This is a genomic window from Brachybacterium sp. GPGPB12 (genome assembly GCF_038396325.1).
In the GTDB taxonomy this organism is placed as follows: domain Bacteria; phylum Actinomycetota; class Actinomycetes; order Actinomycetales; family Dermabacteraceae; genus Brachybacterium; species Brachybacterium conglomeratum.
In genome coordinates, this window is sequence record NZ_CP149573.1 from 2,431,521 (window position 1) to 2,446,483 (window position 14,963).

The following is a 14,963-nucleotide window of genomic DNA, read 5'->3' on the forward strand; positions in this document are numbered from 1 at the left end:
CAAAGCAGGCCGGGGGCGGGTCGAGTCGGGTGCGATTCTGAACCGCTTCCGGGCCCGAACTGGTTCAGAGTCGCACACTTCCGAGGGTAGGCCTCTGCCCGGGTCAGGACAGGTGCTGGCCGAGCTCGCGCATGAGGATCGAGAAGGAGATCGCCCCGGATCGGGGGTGCCGACCGACTTCTCGCCGAGCACGCGGGCGCGGCCCAGGGTCGCGGTGATCTCGGCGGTCGCGTCTGCCGCCTCGCGGGCCACGTCCGCGGCCTGCAGGATCGCCTCGGCCGCGTTCTCGCCGGTGAAGGCCTTCGCGAGTTCCTCGCGGAAGGGCGCGGCGGCGTCGACCATGGTCTTGTCGCCCACCTGCGCGCCGCCGAGGCGCTGGATCGCGTCGATCCCGGCGTCGACCGCGTCGACGACGGTGCGCGGCTCGGCGCCTGCCTGGTCGTCGTAGACGGCGCCGGCCGCGATGAGTGCCGCGCCCCAGAGCGCGCCGGAGGTGCCGCCGGCGGACTCGGACCAGGCCTCACCGGCGCGGACCAGCAGGGTGCGGGCCCCGGCCCCGTCCTCGAGCGCCTGGCGCGCGACGGCCGCGGCGCCCTTGGAGCCGTAGGCCATGCCCTGGCCGTGGTCGCCGTCGCCCGCGATCGCGTCGATCCGGCCGAGCTCGGCCTCCTCGCGCACGCACACGCCCGCGAACAGGTCCAGCACGCCGGCGACCTTCCCGGCGACCTCGCGGGACTCGCTGCTCGCCGCGGGGGTCTCGTCGGCCCCGGCCTCCCAGAAGGCGGTGCGGCGCGGGCGCTCCGCCGCGCCGGTCATCGCGCCGCGGTGGAAGGCGGGGGTGTCGACCGGAGCGAGCCAGTGTCGCTCGAGCTCCTCGTCGAGGAACACCAGGGTCAGCGACAGTCCGGCCATGTCGAGGCTGGTCACGAGCTCGCCGACCTCGGAACGGACCGGCGTGATGCCGGCGTCCTCGAGCGGCTCGGCGACCTTCGCGTAGACGACGAACAGCTCCTCGTACTTCACGGTGCCCAGGCCGTTGACGAGGACCGCGGCGCGGCCCTGGTAGCCGCCCTCCGCGCGCTCGGGCCGCTCGGCGAGCACGCCCTCGACCAGCATCGTCGCGATCTCGTCGGCGGTGCCGATCGGCTCGTCGCGCACGCCGGGCTCGCCGTGGATGCCCAGGCCCACACCCATCTGCCCCTCGGGCACGTGGAAGAGGGCGCCGGCGGCACCGGGGAGGGTCGGGCCGTCGAAGGCGACGCCGAAGGAACGCGTCGCGTCGTTGGCCTTCCACGCCAGGCGCTCGGCCTCGTCGAGGTCCGCGCCGGCCTCGATCGCGGCGCCGGCGATCTTGAAGACGGGCAGGTCTCCGGCGATGCCGCGGCGGTCGCGGTGGTTCTCGGGAGTGTTGGAGACGATGTCGTCGCTGACCTTGATGATCCGCACGTCGATGCCCTCGGCGCGGCTTCTCGGCCGCGGCGCCGAAGTGGAGCACGTCGCCGGCGTAGTTGCCGAAGCCGAGGATCACGCCGCCGCCGTTCTCGGCGTTGCGCGCCACGGAGTACACCTGGGAGGCCGACGGGGAGGCGAACACGTTGCCGCAGGGGGCGCCGTGGCCCATGCCGGGGCCCACCCAACCGGCGAAGGCGGGGTAGTGGCCGGAGCCGCCGCCGATCACCAGGGCGGGCTGGCCCTTCGGGGTCTCGGTCGCGCGGACCACGCCGCCGTGGACCACGGCCACGTGGTCGGGGTGGGCCAGGGCCAGGCCCTGGACCGCGTCGGCGGCGAAGGCGGCCGGGTCGTTGAAGAGGTACGTCATCGTGGATTCCTCCGGGAGCCGCCGTGCGGGGGTCGACGGCGCAGGGTCGTGGGGGGCCGGGCGCGCGGCGCCGCGGCAGATTGATCCTATAGGAAAACTACGCGATAGGGCAGGGGGTGCCGATCGGCAGGAGAGGCCCGTCGGCCGCTGAGCCGTCAAACGCACCGACGGCCGCCCTGACGGCGGCGCGGCGACCGTGCCCACCGCTGCCGAGCTCGGCGGCGCCGGTGCCGGCGTACTTCTCCCCGATCTCCGGGGAGGGCGCGAAGCCCTTCGAGGTCGCGCGCTTGCCGACGAGGCGGACGAGCAGACACATCGGGATCGCGAGCACGATGCGGAGAGGGTCACCAGGGCGGGGTCGGGCGCCCGCTGATCATCAGCCCCAGCTGAAGGACTGGAGGAGCGGCTCGCTCGCTCGGCCTCGCAGTGAGGTGCCCGAGCCGCGGCGCACGGCGAGGATCCCGAGGATCTCGAACACCGCGAGCTCCCCGCTCACCGCCGAGCGGCCCACGCCGAGCGCGCTCGCAAGCTTCCGCTCCGGGGAAGGCGGGTACCCGGCTCAAGGCCCCCGCCCGTGAACTGCTCGAGCATCCGGCCCGTGACGCCGGAGATCGGTGAACCCGCGGGGACGGCCGACAGCGCCTCGGCGAAGGTGTCGGAGGCGTCGTCGGAGAGAGCGGGCATGCCAGAAGAGGTGCCGAGCGGACGGGGCTCCCGATCCGCGGACGGCGCGGGTCCGCCGGCGCCCCTCCCTTCGCTCTTCCCATCGGTCGTAAGTTCCTATAGGATCGATGGCACGAGTAACCCCCGTGAAAGGACGACGATGTTCACCGCAGAGACCTGGCCGATCGGCGCCAACATGCTCTCGTTCGGCGCACCACGCCGGACGGCACTCCCACCCTTGAGGCCTCCTCGAGCGTCTGGGCCTCGCAGCTGCGACAGGTCAAGGAGCTCGGCGTCGACCAGATCGACCCCACCGACGCCTGGCCGCCGCTGGCGAAGCTCAGCGACGATCGCGTCGAGGAGTTCCGTCGGGTGCTCGACGGCGAGGGGCTGACCCTCTCCTCGATCTCCATGACCCGCAACTCCGTCGTCGACGTCGAGAACGGCGAGGAGAACCTCGCCGACGCGCGCGCTTCATCGAGCTGGCCCCGAGCTTCGGCGTGACCGTCGTGAACACCGGCTTCATGCAGGCACTCACCGAGGAGCAGTCCCGCGCCATCTGGTTCTGGCTCGCCGACGGGCACGTCGACGACCCGGCGCCGCGCGACCTCGCGATCGAGCGGATCCGCACCCTCGGCGACGCTGCGAAGGCGCAGGGCATCGAGGTCAGCCTCGAGATGTACGAGGACACTTACATCGGCACCGCCGACGAGGCCGTCGCCTTCCTGCGCGACGTCGACCACGACGCCGTGGGCCTGAACCCGGACCTCGGCAACCTGGTGCGCCTGCACCGCGAGGTCGAGCCGTGGCCGGACATGTTCGAGAAGGTGCCGCCGCACTCGAACTTCTGGCACATCAAGAACTACACCCGCGACTTGGACCCGGTCACCGGCGCCTACTCGAGCGCGCCCATGCCGCTGAAGTACGGCTACATCAACTACCGCCAGGTCATCCGCCGAGCCCTCGACCTCGGCTACACCGGCCCTTTCTGCTGCGAGCACTACGGCTCCGACTCCCTCGGCGTGATCGCCGAGAACGTCCAGTACATCCGGCAGGTGCTGAGCTCGGCGCTGGCCGAGACCGCCTGAGCCCCTACCGCACCCGTTCGAAGGAGAACCCCCAGATGACCATCGAGACCCGCACCATCCAGTCCTTCCCCGCCCGCCGCACCGCGGTCGTCACCGGCGCCGGCGCGCCCCGCGGCATCGGCCGACGCGTCGTCCGCAAGCCGCTGGCCGAGGGCTGGAGCGTCGCCGCGGCCGACATCGACGGCACGGCCGTCGAGGAGTTCGCGGCCGAGCTGAGCGCCGAGCCGCCCGCCCAGTCGGAGCAGAAGGTGATCGGCGTCGGCGTCGACATCTCCGACCAGGCCTCGGTCGACGCCGCCTTCGCACGCATCGACGCGGAGTCGCCGCAGGTGGTGGGCCTGGTGAACCTCGCCGGGATCCCCAGCCCCCACTCCTTCTTCGAGCTCACCTCGGAGATCTGGGACCGCGTCATGGACGTCAACGCCAAGGGCACGCGCGCTGATGACCCAGGCGGCGGCGACGCGCATGGTCGACGGCGGCGTGGGCGGGCGCATCGTCAACACCGCCTCGATCACCGCCCTCGACGGCGGCGGCACCTTCTCCAAGACCGGCTACGCCGCCGCGAAAGCCGCCGTGCAGGGCCTGACCCGCGGCTTCGCGCGCGAGCTCGGCCAGTACGGGATCACCGCGAACGTCATCCTCCCCGGCCCGATCGACACCGACATCATGGGCGGCACCCTGACCGACGAGCGCAAGGAGGGCATGAGCTCGAACATCCCGCTGCGCGCGTGGGGCGACCCGAGGAGGTCGCGGGCCTCATCGCGTTCCTCGTCGGCGAGGACTCGAGCTTCGTCAGCGGCACGTCGATCAACGTCGACGGCGGCAAGCACATGCACTGACCTTCGCGACAGGCAGGGGCAAGGCGCCCATAAGGCGCCTCGGTCCTCGGTTCTGCGGCTGTATCGCGTCGCAGGACCACCCCTAGTCAATATCCAATAGGATAGCTACCATGGCTGTCACGAGCCCACGGAACGTCTCCACGAAGGCGGCGTCGGGCGTGGCGGCGCCGGCGCCCTCGTCCGAGAGGCGCCCCCGGACGAAGGAGTTCCCCCGAATGACCATCTCGACCGTCACCATCGTCGGCGCCGGATACATGGGCGGCGGCATCGCCCAGGTCCTCGCGATCGCCGGCTTCGACGTCACCATCGCCGACGTCAGCGTCGACACCGCGAACGCCTCCCTCGAGCGCCTGCGGCCGCGAGGCGCGCGAGTTCGAGGAGCAGGGCCTGTTCTCGCCCGGCTCCGCGGACCTCGTCGCGAAGAACATCTCCGCGGGCAAGAGCCTCGAGGAGGCCGTCGCGGACGTCGACTTCATCGAGGAGGCCGTCTTCGAGCGCCTCGACGTCAAGCGCGACGTGCTCGGCACGATCTCGCAGCACGCCCGCCCCGACGCGATCATCGGCACCAACACCTCGACCATCCCGGTCAAGGAGCTGGTCAGCGCGGTGAAGAACCCCGAGCGCTTCCTCACCGTCCACTTCTCCAACCCCGCCCCCTTCATCCCCGGCGTCGAGCTCGTCGCCGGCGAGGCCACGACGCCCGAGACCGTCGCTGCGGTCAAGGATCTGCTCGAGAAGTCGGGGAACGAGGGCGCCCAGGTCGCCGACACCCCCGGCATGGTGCTGAACCGCCTCCAGTACGCGCCGCTGAAGGAGGCGACCTCCATCGTCGAGGAGGGCGTCGCCACCGCCGAGGACGTCGACACCATCGTCCGCACCACCTTCGGCTTCCGCCTGGGCTTCTTCGGCCCCTTCGCGATCGCCGACCAGGCGGGCCTGGACGTCTACGCGAACTGCTTCGTGACCTTCGAGGACGCCTTCGGCGACCGCCTCGCCACCCCGACGATCCTCACCGACGCCGTCGCCGCGGACCGCAAGGGCGTCAAGAACGGCAAGGGCCTGCTCGGCGACTACGACGAGAAGACCGCCGCTGAGCTCATCGCCTACCGCAACAAGGCCTACGCGAAGATGTCGCAGCTCCTGGCCGAGCTCGGTCCCGCGCCGAAGGCGACGCCGAAGGACTCCTGACGACGGGGGCCGGCCGACGCCACATCGGCCGGGCCCGCGCCGCACCTCTTCGATCAGTCCTGCGGGCTCTGCCCATCGGACGGGATCACGCCCTAACCCACCCATCCATCCTGCGGGCTCCGCCCGTCGGCCGGGCATCGACGCCCGGGACTCGAGCGAGCGCTCGGGACCCGCGCGTCGACCCGGGTCCCGAGCGCTCCGGCGTGACGGCACCCGACGAGCACCGCCACCACACCCCTGGAGACCCTCCCGTGGAAGAACTCGTCCTCGCGGAGCGGCCTGTCTGGTCGCTCCTGACTATCGCCGTCGTCGCGATCGCCTTCCTGCTGTTCCTGATCATCAAGACCCGCCTGCACGCCTTCTTCTCGCTGCTGATCGTCGCCGTTCTGACCGGCCTCGCCGCCGGCATCGGCGTCGCCGACGTGATCGACGTGGTCATCGCCGGCTTCAGCAAGCACCGTGGGCACAGTCGCCCTGCTCGTGGGCTTCGGTGCGGTCCTCGGACGCATCATCGAGGTCACCGGCGGCGCGCAGGTGCTCGCCGACAAGATGCTCGACACCTTCGGGGAGAAGCGGGCGCCGCTCGCCCTCTCGGTCGCCTCGCTGTTCTACGCGTTCCCGATCTTCCTGGACGCCGGCTTCATCGTGATGTCGCCGGTCATCTACACGGTCGCCCGACGCCTCGGCGGCTCGTTCATGCTCTACGTGCTCCCCTCGATCGCGTCGTTCATGATGATGCACGCGCTGCCGCCGCCCCACCCCGGGCCCACGGCCGCCGCGACGGTGATGGGCGCGGACATCGGTCTCGTGATCCTCGTCGGGCTTCTGATCGGGCTTCCCACCTGGTACTTCGGCGGCTACCTGGTCGCCCGGGCGATCTCGAAGCGCTTCCCGGACACCCCGGTGCCGGCCCTGCTCGGCGAGCCGCGCGAGGTCCCGGTCGAGGAACGGCCCGCCTTCGGGGCGATCCTGCTGGTCCTCCTCATGCCGCTGGTGCTGATCTTCTTCAACACCGGGCTCTCGACCATGGAGGCCTCCGGCTCCGTCTCCGACCAGAACGTCCTCTACCAGCTCTCCCGACTCGTGGGCGCGACCCCGGTCGCGATGGCCCTGTCCGCGCTGACCGCGATGGTGTCGCTCTATGTGATCCCGCGCCGTCGCTCCGGTCAGCAGGTGGGCGGACTTCTCGAGGAGCTCGTGGACGACGCGCTCGCCCCCGTCTGCTCGATCATCCTGATCACCGGCGCCGGCGGCGCCTTCGGCCGCGTCCTCACCGAGACCGGCATCGGCGGCGAGGTCGCCGAGGGCCTGGATGCGATGGGGCTCCCGCTGATCATCGCCGCGTACCTGGTGACCATGGCGATGCGCATCGCCCAGGGCTCGGCGACCGTCGCCGCGACCACCGGCGCCTCGATCATGGCGCCGGCGATCATGGCCGGCGACTTCGGGACCATCGCGGTCGCCGCCGTCGTCATCGCGATCGGCGCCGCGTCCATCGGTTGGTCCCATGTCAACGACTCCGGCTTCTGGCTGATCGGCAAGTTCTGCGGCTTCGACACCGTGACCACGTTCAAGACCTGGTCGCTGGTCGGCACGACGATCTCGCTGCTCGGTTTCGCCCTGTCCTCGGTCGTGTTCGTGATCGCCGCGTAGACGACCGGTGCAGATCTGACAAGGTGGGAGCAGGGGCGCTCGTCGTCCCTGCTCCGCCTCGTCCCGGCCCTGCTCGTGAAGCGGCATCTGCCCCGTCTTCGCCCGCCTCGTCCCGCCTCCTGGAAGAAGGACCCGTGACCGCCACCGCGCCCACCGACCGTCGCCTGCTGATCCTCGACGACGATCCCACCGGCTCGCAGTGCGTCGCCGGGATCGATGTCGCCTTCGACCTCGACCCGGCGATCCCCGTCGGCGTCCTCGAGGAGCCCGGCGCCGCCTGCTTCGTCCTGACGAACACGCGCGCGCTCGACGAGCAGGAGGCGGTCGCGCTGAACCGGCGCGTCCTCGCCGGGGTGCTCGACGGGGGAGTGCCGGCCGCCGGGTCGCACGTCGTCTCCCGCTCCGACTCGACCCTGCGCGGTCACGTCATCGCCGAACCGGTCGCGATCGCCGACGAGCTCGGCGCGCGCGGCATCGACGTCGACGCGTTCGTGCTCTGCCCGGCGATGCTCGAGGCCGGACGGTTCACCGAGGGCGACATCCATTACGCCCGCGTGGACGGGACGGCCGTCGAGGTCGCCGAGACCGACTTCGCCCGCGACGCCACCTTCGGCTACACCAGCTCCGACCTGCGGGAATTCCTCGAGGAGCGCTCCGGCGGCGCCGTGCGCGCGAGCGAGGTCCTCTCGCTCTCGCTCGAGGACATCCGTGAGGGCGGCACCGCGCGGGTGCGGACGCTCCTCGCCGGCGCCCGTGAGCGGACCTGGGTCGTCGTCAACGCGACCGAGTACGAGGACCTCGAGGTCGTCGCCGGGGCGATGGCGGCGCTCGAGGCGGAGGGACGCACCTTCGTCACCCGCTGCGCGCCCTCCTTCGTGCGGCCCCTCGTCGGGCGGCAGGGCGCACGCGTCGTCGACCCCGACTCGATCACGATCCCCGAGGGACGGCTCGACCACGGCCTCGTCGTCGTCGGCTCCCACGTCGGGCTCACCACCACGCAGCTGCGCGCCGTCCAGCGGCGCGGCACCCTCGCCGAGCTCGAGATCCACGTCCCCTCCGTGCTCGACGAGCGCCGCGAGCGAAGACCTCGCGGGCGTCTCCGCGCAGGCGGCGGAGACCCTCCGCAGCTCCGACTGCGTCGTCTTCACCAGCCGCGACCTGGTGCGCACCGACGATCCCGCCGAGTCCCTCGCCATCGCCCGCGGCGTCTCCGACGCCGTGGTCGAGGTGGTCCGCCGGGTGCGCGAGGCGAAGCCCGCCTGGGTGGTCGCCAAGGGCGGGATCACCTCCCACGAGGTCGCCGAGAACGGCCTCGGGATCCGCCGCGCCCGCGTCGAGGGGCAGTTCTGGCCCGGGCAGGTCTCGCTGTTCTCCGCCCAGGAGGCGCCCGACGAGGTCTTGGGTGCGCCCTACGTCGTCTTCCCCGGCAACGTCGGCGGCGAGCAGGCGCTCGCCGACGTGGTCGACGTGCTCACCGCCTCCGTCGCCGCCCGCTGACGCCGCCCCCCGCCCTGCCGTCTCCTGCCCCCGACCCGAGGAGCCCCCGATGACCACCACCCCCGCCGTCGCCTGGATCGGACTGGGCGCGATCGGCGCCCCCATGGCCCGCGCCCTCGCCGGCGCCGACCTGCCCGTGACCGCCTACGACCTCTTCCCCGCCGCCCGCGAGGCCATCGCCGACCAGGTCGCCACCGCCGCGACCGCCCGCGAGGCCGTGCCCGGCGCCGACGTCGTCGCCGTCATGGTCGCGACCCCCGAGCGCCTGGACTCGGTCCTGTTCGGGGCCGAGGACGGGATCGCCGGCGAGCTGGCCGCCGGGACCGTCCTGCTGATCATGTCGACCGTCGGCCCCGCCGCCCTCGATGCGGGCGCGGAGCGGCTGGACGGCTCCGGCCTGCGGATCGTGGACGCGCCCGTCTCCGGCGGCGTCGCCCGCGCCGCCGACGGCGACCTGCTGGTCATGGTCGGCGGCGCCGAGGCCGACGTCGCCGCCGTGCGCCCGGTGCTGGACGCCCTCGCCTCGAACGCCCCCGTCGTCGGCTCCCGCCCCGGCGACGGCCAGCGCTTCAAGATCGTCAACCAGCCGCTGTGCGGCGTGCATATCGCCGCCGCCGGCGAGGCGCTCGCGCTCGCCGACGCGATGGGCCTGGACCTGCGCCAGGTCCACGAGGTGCTAGGCACCGGCGCGGCCGCCTCCTTCATGTTCTCCGACCGCGGCCGGAGGATGGTCGACGGCGCCTTCGACGACGTCCGCTCCGCCCTGACGATCTTCGTCAAGGACATGGGCCTGGTCGCCGAGGCCGCCGACGAGGTGGGCCAGCAGGTCCCCCTCGCCGCCTCCGCCCAGCGGCTCTACCGCCGCGGCAGCGAGCTCGGCTGGGACCGCCGCGACGACTCGATCGTCTACCGGGTGCCGCGCGACGGCGACGCGACCACCTGACCCCGCCCCGCGGCCCGAGCGGCCGCGACCCGACCATCCACCACGCTCGAAGGAGAGACAGACCATGGCACAATCCCGACTCAGCGGAGCCGTCGAATTCGCGAAGATGCTCGCGGCCGGCGGCTTCGCCCTCGACCCGGTGGCCTCCGCACCCTCGATCGAGGACCTCCGGCAGGTCGCGAAGCGGCGCCTGCCCACGATGGCCTTCGACATCGTCGACGGCGCCTCCAACCACGAGATCACCCGTGCGTCGAACGAGGAGGACCTGCGCGAGGTCCGCTTCCGCCCCCGCTGGCTGACCGACATCTCCCACATCGACATCAGCACGAGCGTGGACGGCATGGACCTCCAGCGCCCCTACGTGCTGGGCCCCCTCGGACTGCGGCGCATGATCGGCGGCGAGGGCGAGATGGGCGCGGTGCGTGCCGCGGGCCGCGCGAACATCCCCTTCACCATCTCCACCGCCTCGAACTGGACGATGGAGGAGCTCGCCGAGCAGGCCACCGGCCCGCTCTGGTACCAGCTGTACATGTACAAGTCCGACGCGATCGTCGAGAACCTCATCTCCCGCGCCGAGGAGATCGGCGCCGAGGCGCTCGTGGTCACCGTCGACGTGCCGCTGAACGGCAAGCGCTACCGCGACCACCGCAACGGCATGTCCATCCCCCCGAAGATCACCCCGCAGAACGCCCTGCAGGCCGTGCGGCACCTGGACTGGACCCGCTCGATCATGCGTCCGCCGACGATCGGCTTCCGCAACCTCAAGGACCAGATCCAGGGCGACAACGCCGTCTCCCACCAGGAGTTCGTCGCGAAGTACCTCGCGAACCTCACCCTGACCTGGGAGAACCTCGAGGAGGTGCGGCGTCGCTGGACGGGCCCGCTCTACATCAAGGGCATCCTCACCCCCGAGGACGCCCGCCGCGCCCGCCGCGTCGGCGCCGACGGCATCTACGTCTCCAACCACGGCGGACGCCAGCTCGACTCCTCACCCTCCAGCATCAGCGCCCTGCCGCGGATCGTGGACGAGGTCGGCGACGAGATGACCGTCGTCTTCGACTCCGGGGTGCGCACCGGCGACGACATCGCCAAGGCCCTCGCCGTCGGCGCGGACCTCGTCTCCGTGGGCCGCGCCTGGGGCTACGGGAACGCCGCCGCGGGGGAGAAGGGCGTGTCGCGCGCGATCGACATCCTCGACGAGGAGCTCGAGCTCGCCATGGGCCAGCTCGGCGCGACCAGCATCGACGCCCTGGACCGCGGCTTCGTGGAGTACCCCGAGGCCTGGCACGGCGCCGGCATGCACCGCGAGCCCGAGACGGCCCGCCCCGGCGACCCCACCGCGACCCGCGAGGAGGCCCGTGAATGAGCACCCACTGGAAACTGGCGGTCACCGCCGACTACGCCGAGGCCGACGGCTCGACCATCTACGGCGACATCGGGCTCGGCGCCCTCGCCGCGGACGGCATCGAGTGGTCCCTCGTCGAGACCCCGATCCGCCCTGGCGCGCTCGAGGGCTTCGACGCGGTGCTCGCTGCTCAGCGGCACTCCGTTCGGGGCCGAGCGGCTCGAGGGCGTCACCACGCTCAAGCACGTCGCCCGCTTCGGCGCCGGCTTCGACGCCGTGGACCTCACCGCCTGCGAGGAGCGCGGCATCCCCGTCACCAACGCCCCCACGGGGCCGCGGGTCCCCATGGCGCACACGGCGCTGACCTTCCTGTTCGCCCTCGCGCACTCCCCTGCTCGCCCAAGGACCGCCTGGTCCGCGAGGCGGCCTGGGACCGCAAGGCCGAGCACCGCGGCCCGGGCCTCGGCTCGGCGACCATCGGGATGGTCGGCCTGGGCGGGATCGGGCAGGAGACGGTGCGCCAGCGCGCGCCCTCGACCTCGACGTCATCGCCTGGAACCGCTCCCCGCGCCCCGAGTTCTGCGCCGAGGTCGGGATCGAGCAGCTCGAGCTCGACGAGGTGATCGCCCGCAGCGACTACCTGATCCTCACCGTCGCCGCGAACTCCGGCACCCGCCACCTCATCGGTGAGCGGGAGCTGGCGATGATGAGGGAGTCCGCCTTCCTCATCAACATCGCCCGCGGCGCCGTGGTCGACGAGGCCGCGCTGATCACCGCCCTGCAGGAGCGCACCATCGCGGGGGCGGGCCTGGACGTCTTCGAGGTCGAGCCGCTCCCGGCCGACAGCCCCCTGATCGCCCTGGACAACGTCGTGCTCTCCCCGCACGCGCTGTGCTGGACCGCGGACTTCGCGGCCGCGACCGGGGCGGAGGCCCTCGCCGAGGTGCGGACCGTCGCCGCCGGGCGCGGCTCCCAGCACGTGGTGAACTCTCCCCGCGGCGGGACGGACGGCGCGCGGTGACCGAGCGCTCAGCCGCCGACGAGGCCCGCATCGAGGGCCTCACCTGCGTGATCACCGGCGCCGCCTCCGAGCGCGGCATCGGCCGGGGTGTCGCGCTCGCCCTCGCCCGGCACGGCCGGCCGCTCGCCGTGCTCGACCTCGACGAGGGCGGGCTCGCCGCCGCGGCCGAGCAGGCCCGGGCGGCCGGGGCGCCGCATGTGGTCACCGCCCGCGTCGACGTGGCCGACGAGGCCTCGGTCGACGCCGCGCTCGGCGTCGTGGAGCAGGATGCGGACGCCCCCGCCGTCGGCGCCCTCGTCCACTGCGCCGGGATCGCGAACCCGACCCCGTTCCTGGAGATGACCAGCGACGCCTTCGAGCGCACGCCGCGCATCAACACGCTGGGCGCCTTCCACCTCGCCCGCCGGGTGCTCGCCCGGCATGCTCGAGCAGGGGCTCGGACGGATCCTCGCGATCGGCTCCACGGCCGCGCAGGACGGCGGCGGGAACTTCTCCACCAGCGCCTACGCCGCCTCCAAGGCGGGGGTCGAGGGGTCGCTGCGGGGACTGGCGAAGGAGACCGCCGGCACCGGCGTCACCACCGCCGTGATCGCCCCGGCGAACATCGACACCGACATCATGGGCGGACGCCTGGAGGGGGAGCGACGGGAGCAGTTCGTGGCCCGCACCCCCGTGGGACGGCTCGGCACCACCGAGGAGCTCGGCGAGCTCGTCGCCTATCTCGTCGGCGCCCACGGCGGCTTCACCACCGGCGCGACCTACAACCTCAACGGCGGCCTGCGGGTCGGCTGAGCGGAGGGTGGGCCGAAGCCCGCCGACGAGACCCACGCGGCTTCGTCGGCGGGGCTCAGCGCAGGTGCGAGCGGGCCTCGCGCGGCGTGATCCCGGCGGAACCAGTAGTCCCCGCGGCTCTGTCGGCTCCGTCGCTCCCCCCGTCCGCCCCGCCGGGTGTCGTGTGGGCGGGCGCGGAGAGGCGTGCGAAGGCCCCGTGCAGGTGCGCCCGCATCGCCTCCTCCGCGGCCGTCGGATCGCAGGCCTCGACGGCGGCGAGGATCGCGGCATGCTCGCGGTACGTCTCCCGGCCCTCGGCATCGATCTGATGGAGGCGGAAGACGTGCACGTGCGCATGCAGGCGATCCACGGCGGTTGCGAGGAAGACGTTTCCCGCGGCGTCGAGGATCGCCTCATGGAAGCGCTGGTCGCTGAGCGCCCGCGCGCCTGGACGGACTGCTCCGTCCCGTGCAAGCGCTCCAGCACCTCGAGCTCCTCCCGCAGGGTGCGGGCGGGATTGCGCGACCGGGACGTGGCCGCCTCGCCCGTCGCCCACGGCTCGAGCAGGAGCCGCGGCTCGAACAGCTCCACCAGCCGCTCCCTGTCGATCAGCGGCGTGACCGCGTACCCGCGCGAGGCGGTGCGCACCACGAGCTCGTCGCCCTCGAGCCGGTTCAGCGCCTCCCTCACCGGAGTCTGAGAGACGCCGAGGCGCCGCGCCTCCGCGCTGATGGAGATCCGCGCCCCCGGCTCGAGCTGGTGCTCGAGGATGCGGGTGCGCAGGGCCTGGTACACCCGGTCCTGTCCGGTGCCGCCGCGGGTCACGCCATGTTCCTTCCTGCCTGCCGGGCGCCCCCGGGCGCCGCGGCGCCCCGCCCGACGGGACACCCTGCGCTCAGGGTCCGACGAGGGACGGCGGCCCGGTGCTCACCAGCGGGACGAAGGTGATCACCCCCAGCACCAAGAGCATCGGGACGAAGAACGGCAGTACGCCCTTGATGACCTGAGTGACCGGGATCTTCGTGACCGAGGAGAGGACGAAGAGCACGAGCCCCACCGGCGGGGTGAGCAGGCCGATCATCAGGTTGAAGATCATCATCACCGCGAAGTGGGTGGGGTCGATCCCGTAGACGTCGGCGATCGGCGCCAGCACAGGCACCAGGATCAGGATCGCGGCCGTCGGCTCCAGGATCGCGCCGACGATCAGCAGCAGGATGTTCACCAGCAGCAGGAATACCAGCGGGCGGTCCGTGATCTGGAGGATCATCTCGCTCATCACCTGCGGCGCCTGCTCGCGGGCGAGCACCCAGCCGAACAGTGCTGCGCTGGTGACGATCACGAGGACAGCCGCCGGTGGTCTCGACGGTCGAGGCCGCGATCCGACCGAGGGCGCGCCGGTTGAGGGTGCGGTAGCACAGCGCGAGGATCGCCACGTAGGCGACGCCGAGCGCCGAGGCCTCCGTCGGGGTGACGATCCCCGAAAGGATCCCTCCGAGGATGATCACCGCGGCGCCGGCCACGGGCGCCGCCTTCACCACGTCCCCCACCCGCTTCGCTGCGGGCGGCTTGGGCGACCGCAGGTCGTCCCGTCCGCGGGTCTGCAGGAAGACCATCAGGCACAGCGCGAGGACGAGCACGAGCGCCGGCACGATGCCGGCCATGAACATCGAGCTCACCGAGAGCCCGGCGGTCACCGCGTAGATGATCGCGGGGATCGATGGTGGGATCATCGGGGCGATCAGCGAGGAGGCGCCGGTGATGCCGAGCGCGAAGCCCTCGGGATAGCCGCGCTTCTTCATCGCGGGCACCTGGATCCGTCCCATCGCCGCGGCATCGGAGATCGCCGCCCCGCTCATCCAGGAGAACCCGAAGGAGGTGGCGATGTTGACGTAGCCGAGCGAGCCGCGGACGTGCCCGATCGCGCTGGTCGCGGCGTCGAACAGTCGGTCCGTCGCCCCGGAGACGTTGGCGAGGTTCCCAAGCAGGATGAACATCGGCACCGCGAGGATCGCGAAGTCGAAGACGCCCGAGGCCGTCTGCTGGGCGGCGAGGGCCGCGGTGGCGGTCTCGTCCAGCACGATGTAGACGAGTGAGGGGATGAGCGGCGCGATCCACACGGGGACGCGCAGGGCGAGC

The 14,963-nt window shown here is 72.3% G+C and carries 14 protein-coding genes and 7 pseudogenes; 13 read left to right on the top strand and 8 right to left on the bottom strand.

Annotation, left to right across the window (positions count from 1 at the left end; all coding sequences use genetic code 11):
* Nucleotides 1–210: 210 nt before the first annotated feature.
* From WKH84_RS14145 to WKH84_RS14155, 3 genes and pseudogenes are all read right to left on the bottom strand, one after another.
* Nucleotides 211–1,446, bottom strand: a pseudogene (locus tag WKH84_RS14145) (dihydroxyacetone kinase subunit DhaK); the annotation flags it as partial.
* A gap of 70 nt (nt 1,447–1,516) precedes the next feature.
* Nucleotides 1,517–1,819 (bottom strand): annotated as a pseudogene (locus tag WKH84_RS14150) (dihydroxyacetone kinase subunit DhaK); the annotation flags it as partial.
* Between the two features lie 97 nt (nt 1,820–1,916).
* Nucleotides 1,917–2,135: a hypothetical protein gene (locus WKH84_RS14155; protein ID WP_341854119.1), complete on the bottom strand. Its 219-nt coding sequence runs from the start codon at nt 2,133–2,135 to the stop codon at nt 1,917–1,919.
* A gap of 719 nt (nt 2,136–2,854) precedes the next feature.
* Here WKH84_RS14155 and WKH84_RS14160 point away from each other — a divergent pair.
* The 3 genes and pseudogenes from WKH84_RS14160 to WKH84_RS14170 all read left to right on the top strand — a co-directional run bounded on the left by WKH84_RS14160 (nt 2,855) and on the right by WKH84_RS14170 (nt 4,409).
* On the top strand, nt 2,855–2,986 hold the full coding sequence (locus WKH84_RS14160; RefSeq protein ID WP_341854120.1) for a hypothetical protein: 132 nt from the start codon (nt 2,855–2,857) through the stop codon (nt 2,984–2,986).
* Nucleotides 2,983–3,570 carry a TIM barrel protein gene (locus WKH84_RS14165; RefSeq protein WP_341854121.1) on the top strand — a complete coding sequence of 196 codons (588 nt, stop codon included), beginning with the start codon at nt 2,983–2,985 and terminating at the stop codon, nt 3,568–3,570. The genes WKH84_RS14160 and WKH84_RS14165 overlap by 4 nt, the downstream gene beginning before the upstream one ends.
* A 35-nt stretch (nt 3,571–3,605) precedes the next feature.
* A pseudogene (locus WKH84_RS14170) lies at nt 3,606–4,409 on the top strand (SDR family NAD(P)-dependent oxidoreductase).
* Nucleotides 4,410–4,491: 82 nt separating this feature from the next.
* Here the strand turns inward: WKH84_RS14170 and WKH84_RS14175 are convergent.
* Nucleotides 4,492–4,737, bottom strand: coding sequence for a hypothetical protein (locus WKH84_RS14175; RefSeq protein WP_341857027.1), 246 nt, complete (start codon nt 4,735–4,737; stop codon nt 4,492–4,494).
* Here WKH84_RS14175 and WKH84_RS14180 point away from each other — a divergent pair.
* The 8 genes and pseudogenes from WKH84_RS14180 (at nt 4,625) to WKH84_RS14215 (ending at nt 12,056) form a co-directional block, all read left to right on the top strand.
* Nucleotides 4,625–5,597 (top strand): annotated as a pseudogene (locus WKH84_RS14180) (3-hydroxyacyl-CoA dehydrogenase family protein). The gene WKH84_RS14175 and the pseudogene WKH84_RS14180 sit on opposite strands and share 113 nt — an antisense overlap.
* A gap of 251 nt (nt 5,598–5,848) precedes the next feature.
* Nucleotides 5,849–7,250, top strand: a pseudogene (locus WKH84_RS14185) (GntP family permease).
* Between the two features lie 224 nt (nt 7,251–7,474).
* Nucleotides 7,475–8,074: pseudogene (locus tag WKH84_RS14190) on the top strand (four-carbon acid sugar kinase family protein); the annotation flags it as partial.
* A complete protein-coding gene (locus WKH84_RS14195; RefSeq protein ID WP_341856899.1) occupies nt 8,004–8,747 on the top strand; it encodes a nucleotide-binding domain containing protein in 744 nt (247 codons plus the stop codon). The pseudogene WKH84_RS14190 and the gene WKH84_RS14195, both read left to right, overlap by 71 nt.
* Before the next feature lie 49 nt (nt 8,748–8,796).
* On the top strand, nt 8,797–9,690 hold the full coding sequence (locus WKH84_RS14200) for an NAD(P)-dependent oxidoreductase (protein ID WP_341854122.1): 894 nt from the start codon (nt 8,797–8,799) through the stop codon (nt 9,688–9,690).
* Between the two features lie 64 nt (nt 9,691–9,754).
* Nucleotides 9,755–11,056 carry an alpha-hydroxy acid oxidase gene (locus WKH84_RS14205; RefSeq protein WP_341854123.1) on the top strand — a complete coding sequence of 434 codons (1,302 nt, stop codon included), beginning with the start codon at nt 9,755–9,757 and terminating at the stop codon, nt 11,054–11,056.
* Nucleotides 11,053–11,658 carry a hypothetical protein gene (locus WKH84_RS14210; protein WP_341854124.1) on the top strand — a complete coding sequence of 202 codons (606 nt, stop codon included), beginning with the start codon at nt 11,053–11,055 and terminating at the stop codon, nt 11,656–11,658. The genes WKH84_RS14205 and WKH84_RS14210 overlap by 4 nt, the downstream gene beginning before the upstream one ends.
* Nucleotides 11,583–12,056, top strand: a complete 474-nt coding sequence (locus WKH84_RS14215) for an NAD(P)-dependent oxidoreductase (RefSeq protein ID WP_341856900.1) — start codon at nt 11,583–11,585, stop codon at nt 12,054–12,056. Before WKH84_RS14210 ends, WKH84_RS14215 begins: the two co-directional genes overlap by 76 nt.
* 8 nt (nt 12,057–12,064) lie before the next feature.
* Here WKH84_RS14215 and WKH84_RS14220 read toward each other — a convergent pair whose 3' ends face one another.
* Nucleotides 12,065–12,358: a hypothetical protein gene (locus tag WKH84_RS14220; RefSeq protein WP_341854125.1), complete on the bottom strand. Its 294-nt coding sequence runs from the start codon at nt 12,356–12,358 to the stop codon at nt 12,065–12,067.
* 118 nt (nt 12,359–12,476) lie between these two features.
* Here WKH84_RS14220 and WKH84_RS14225 point away from each other — a divergent pair, with 118 nt between their 5' ends.
* Nucleotides 12,477–12,848, top strand: a complete 372-nt coding sequence (locus WKH84_RS14225) for an SDR family oxidoreductase (RefSeq protein ID WP_341854126.1) — start codon at nt 12,477–12,479, stop codon at nt 12,846–12,848.
* Nucleotides 12,849–12,903: 55 nt separating this feature from the next.
* Here the strand turns inward: WKH84_RS14225 and WKH84_RS14230 are convergent, their stop codons facing one another.
* Nucleotides 12,904–13,236: an FCD domain-containing protein gene (locus WKH84_RS14230; RefSeq protein ID WP_341856901.1), complete on the bottom strand. Its 333-nt coding sequence runs from the start codon at nt 13,234–13,236 to the stop codon at nt 12,904–12,906.
* Between the two features lie 6 nt (nt 13,237–13,242).
* On the opposite strand from WKH84_RS14230, the gene WKH84_RS14235 reads away from it, so the two are divergent.
* Nucleotides 13,243–13,527 carry a hypothetical protein gene (locus tag WKH84_RS14235; RefSeq protein WP_341857028.1) on the top strand — a complete coding sequence of 95 codons (285 nt, stop codon included), beginning with the start codon at nt 13,243–13,245 and terminating at the stop codon, nt 13,525–13,527.
* Between the two features lie 195 nt (nt 13,528–13,722).
* Here the strand turns inward: WKH84_RS14235 and WKH84_RS14240 are convergent, their stop codons facing one another.
* Together WKH84_RS14240 and WKH84_RS14245 are read right to left on the bottom strand one after the other, a co-directional pair.
* Entirely contained in the window at nt 13,723–14,166 is a 444-nt protein-coding gene (locus tag WKH84_RS14240; protein WP_341856902.1) for a TRAP transporter large permease subunit, read from the bottom strand.
* Between the two features lie 70 nt (nt 14,167–14,236).
* A pseudogene (locus WKH84_RS14245) lies at nt 14,237–14,944 on the bottom strand (TRAP transporter large permease subunit); the annotation flags it as partial.
* Between the last annotated feature and the right edge of the window lie 19 nt (nt 14,945–14,963).

Bases quoted from the DNA above. Each gene is read 5' to 3' on its own strand.
- WKH84_RS14235 (WP_341857028.1), top strand. From the start codon at position 13,243: ATGGAAGCGCTGGTCGCTGAGCGCCCGCGCGCCTGGACGGACTGCTCC.
- WKH84_RS14205 (WP_341854123.1), top strand. From the start codon at position 9,755: ATGGCACAATCCCGACTCAGCGGAGCCGTCGAATTCGCGAAGATGCTC.
- WKH84_RS14200 (WP_341854122.1), top strand. From the start codon at position 8,797: ATGACCACCACCCCCGCCGTCGCCTGGATCGGACTGGGCGCGATCGGC.
- WKH84_RS14155 (WP_341854119.1), bottom strand. From the start codon at position 2,135: ATGTGTCTGCTCGTCCGCCTCGTCGGCAAGCGCGCGACCTCGAAGGGC.
- WKH84_RS14225 (WP_341854126.1), top strand. From the start codon at position 12,477: ATGCTCGAGCAGGGGCTCGGACGGATCCTCGCGATCGGCTCCACGGCC.
- WKH84_RS14210 (WP_341854124.1), top strand. From the start codon at position 11,053: ATGAGCACCCACTGGAAACTGGCGGTCACCGCCGACTACGCCGAGGCC.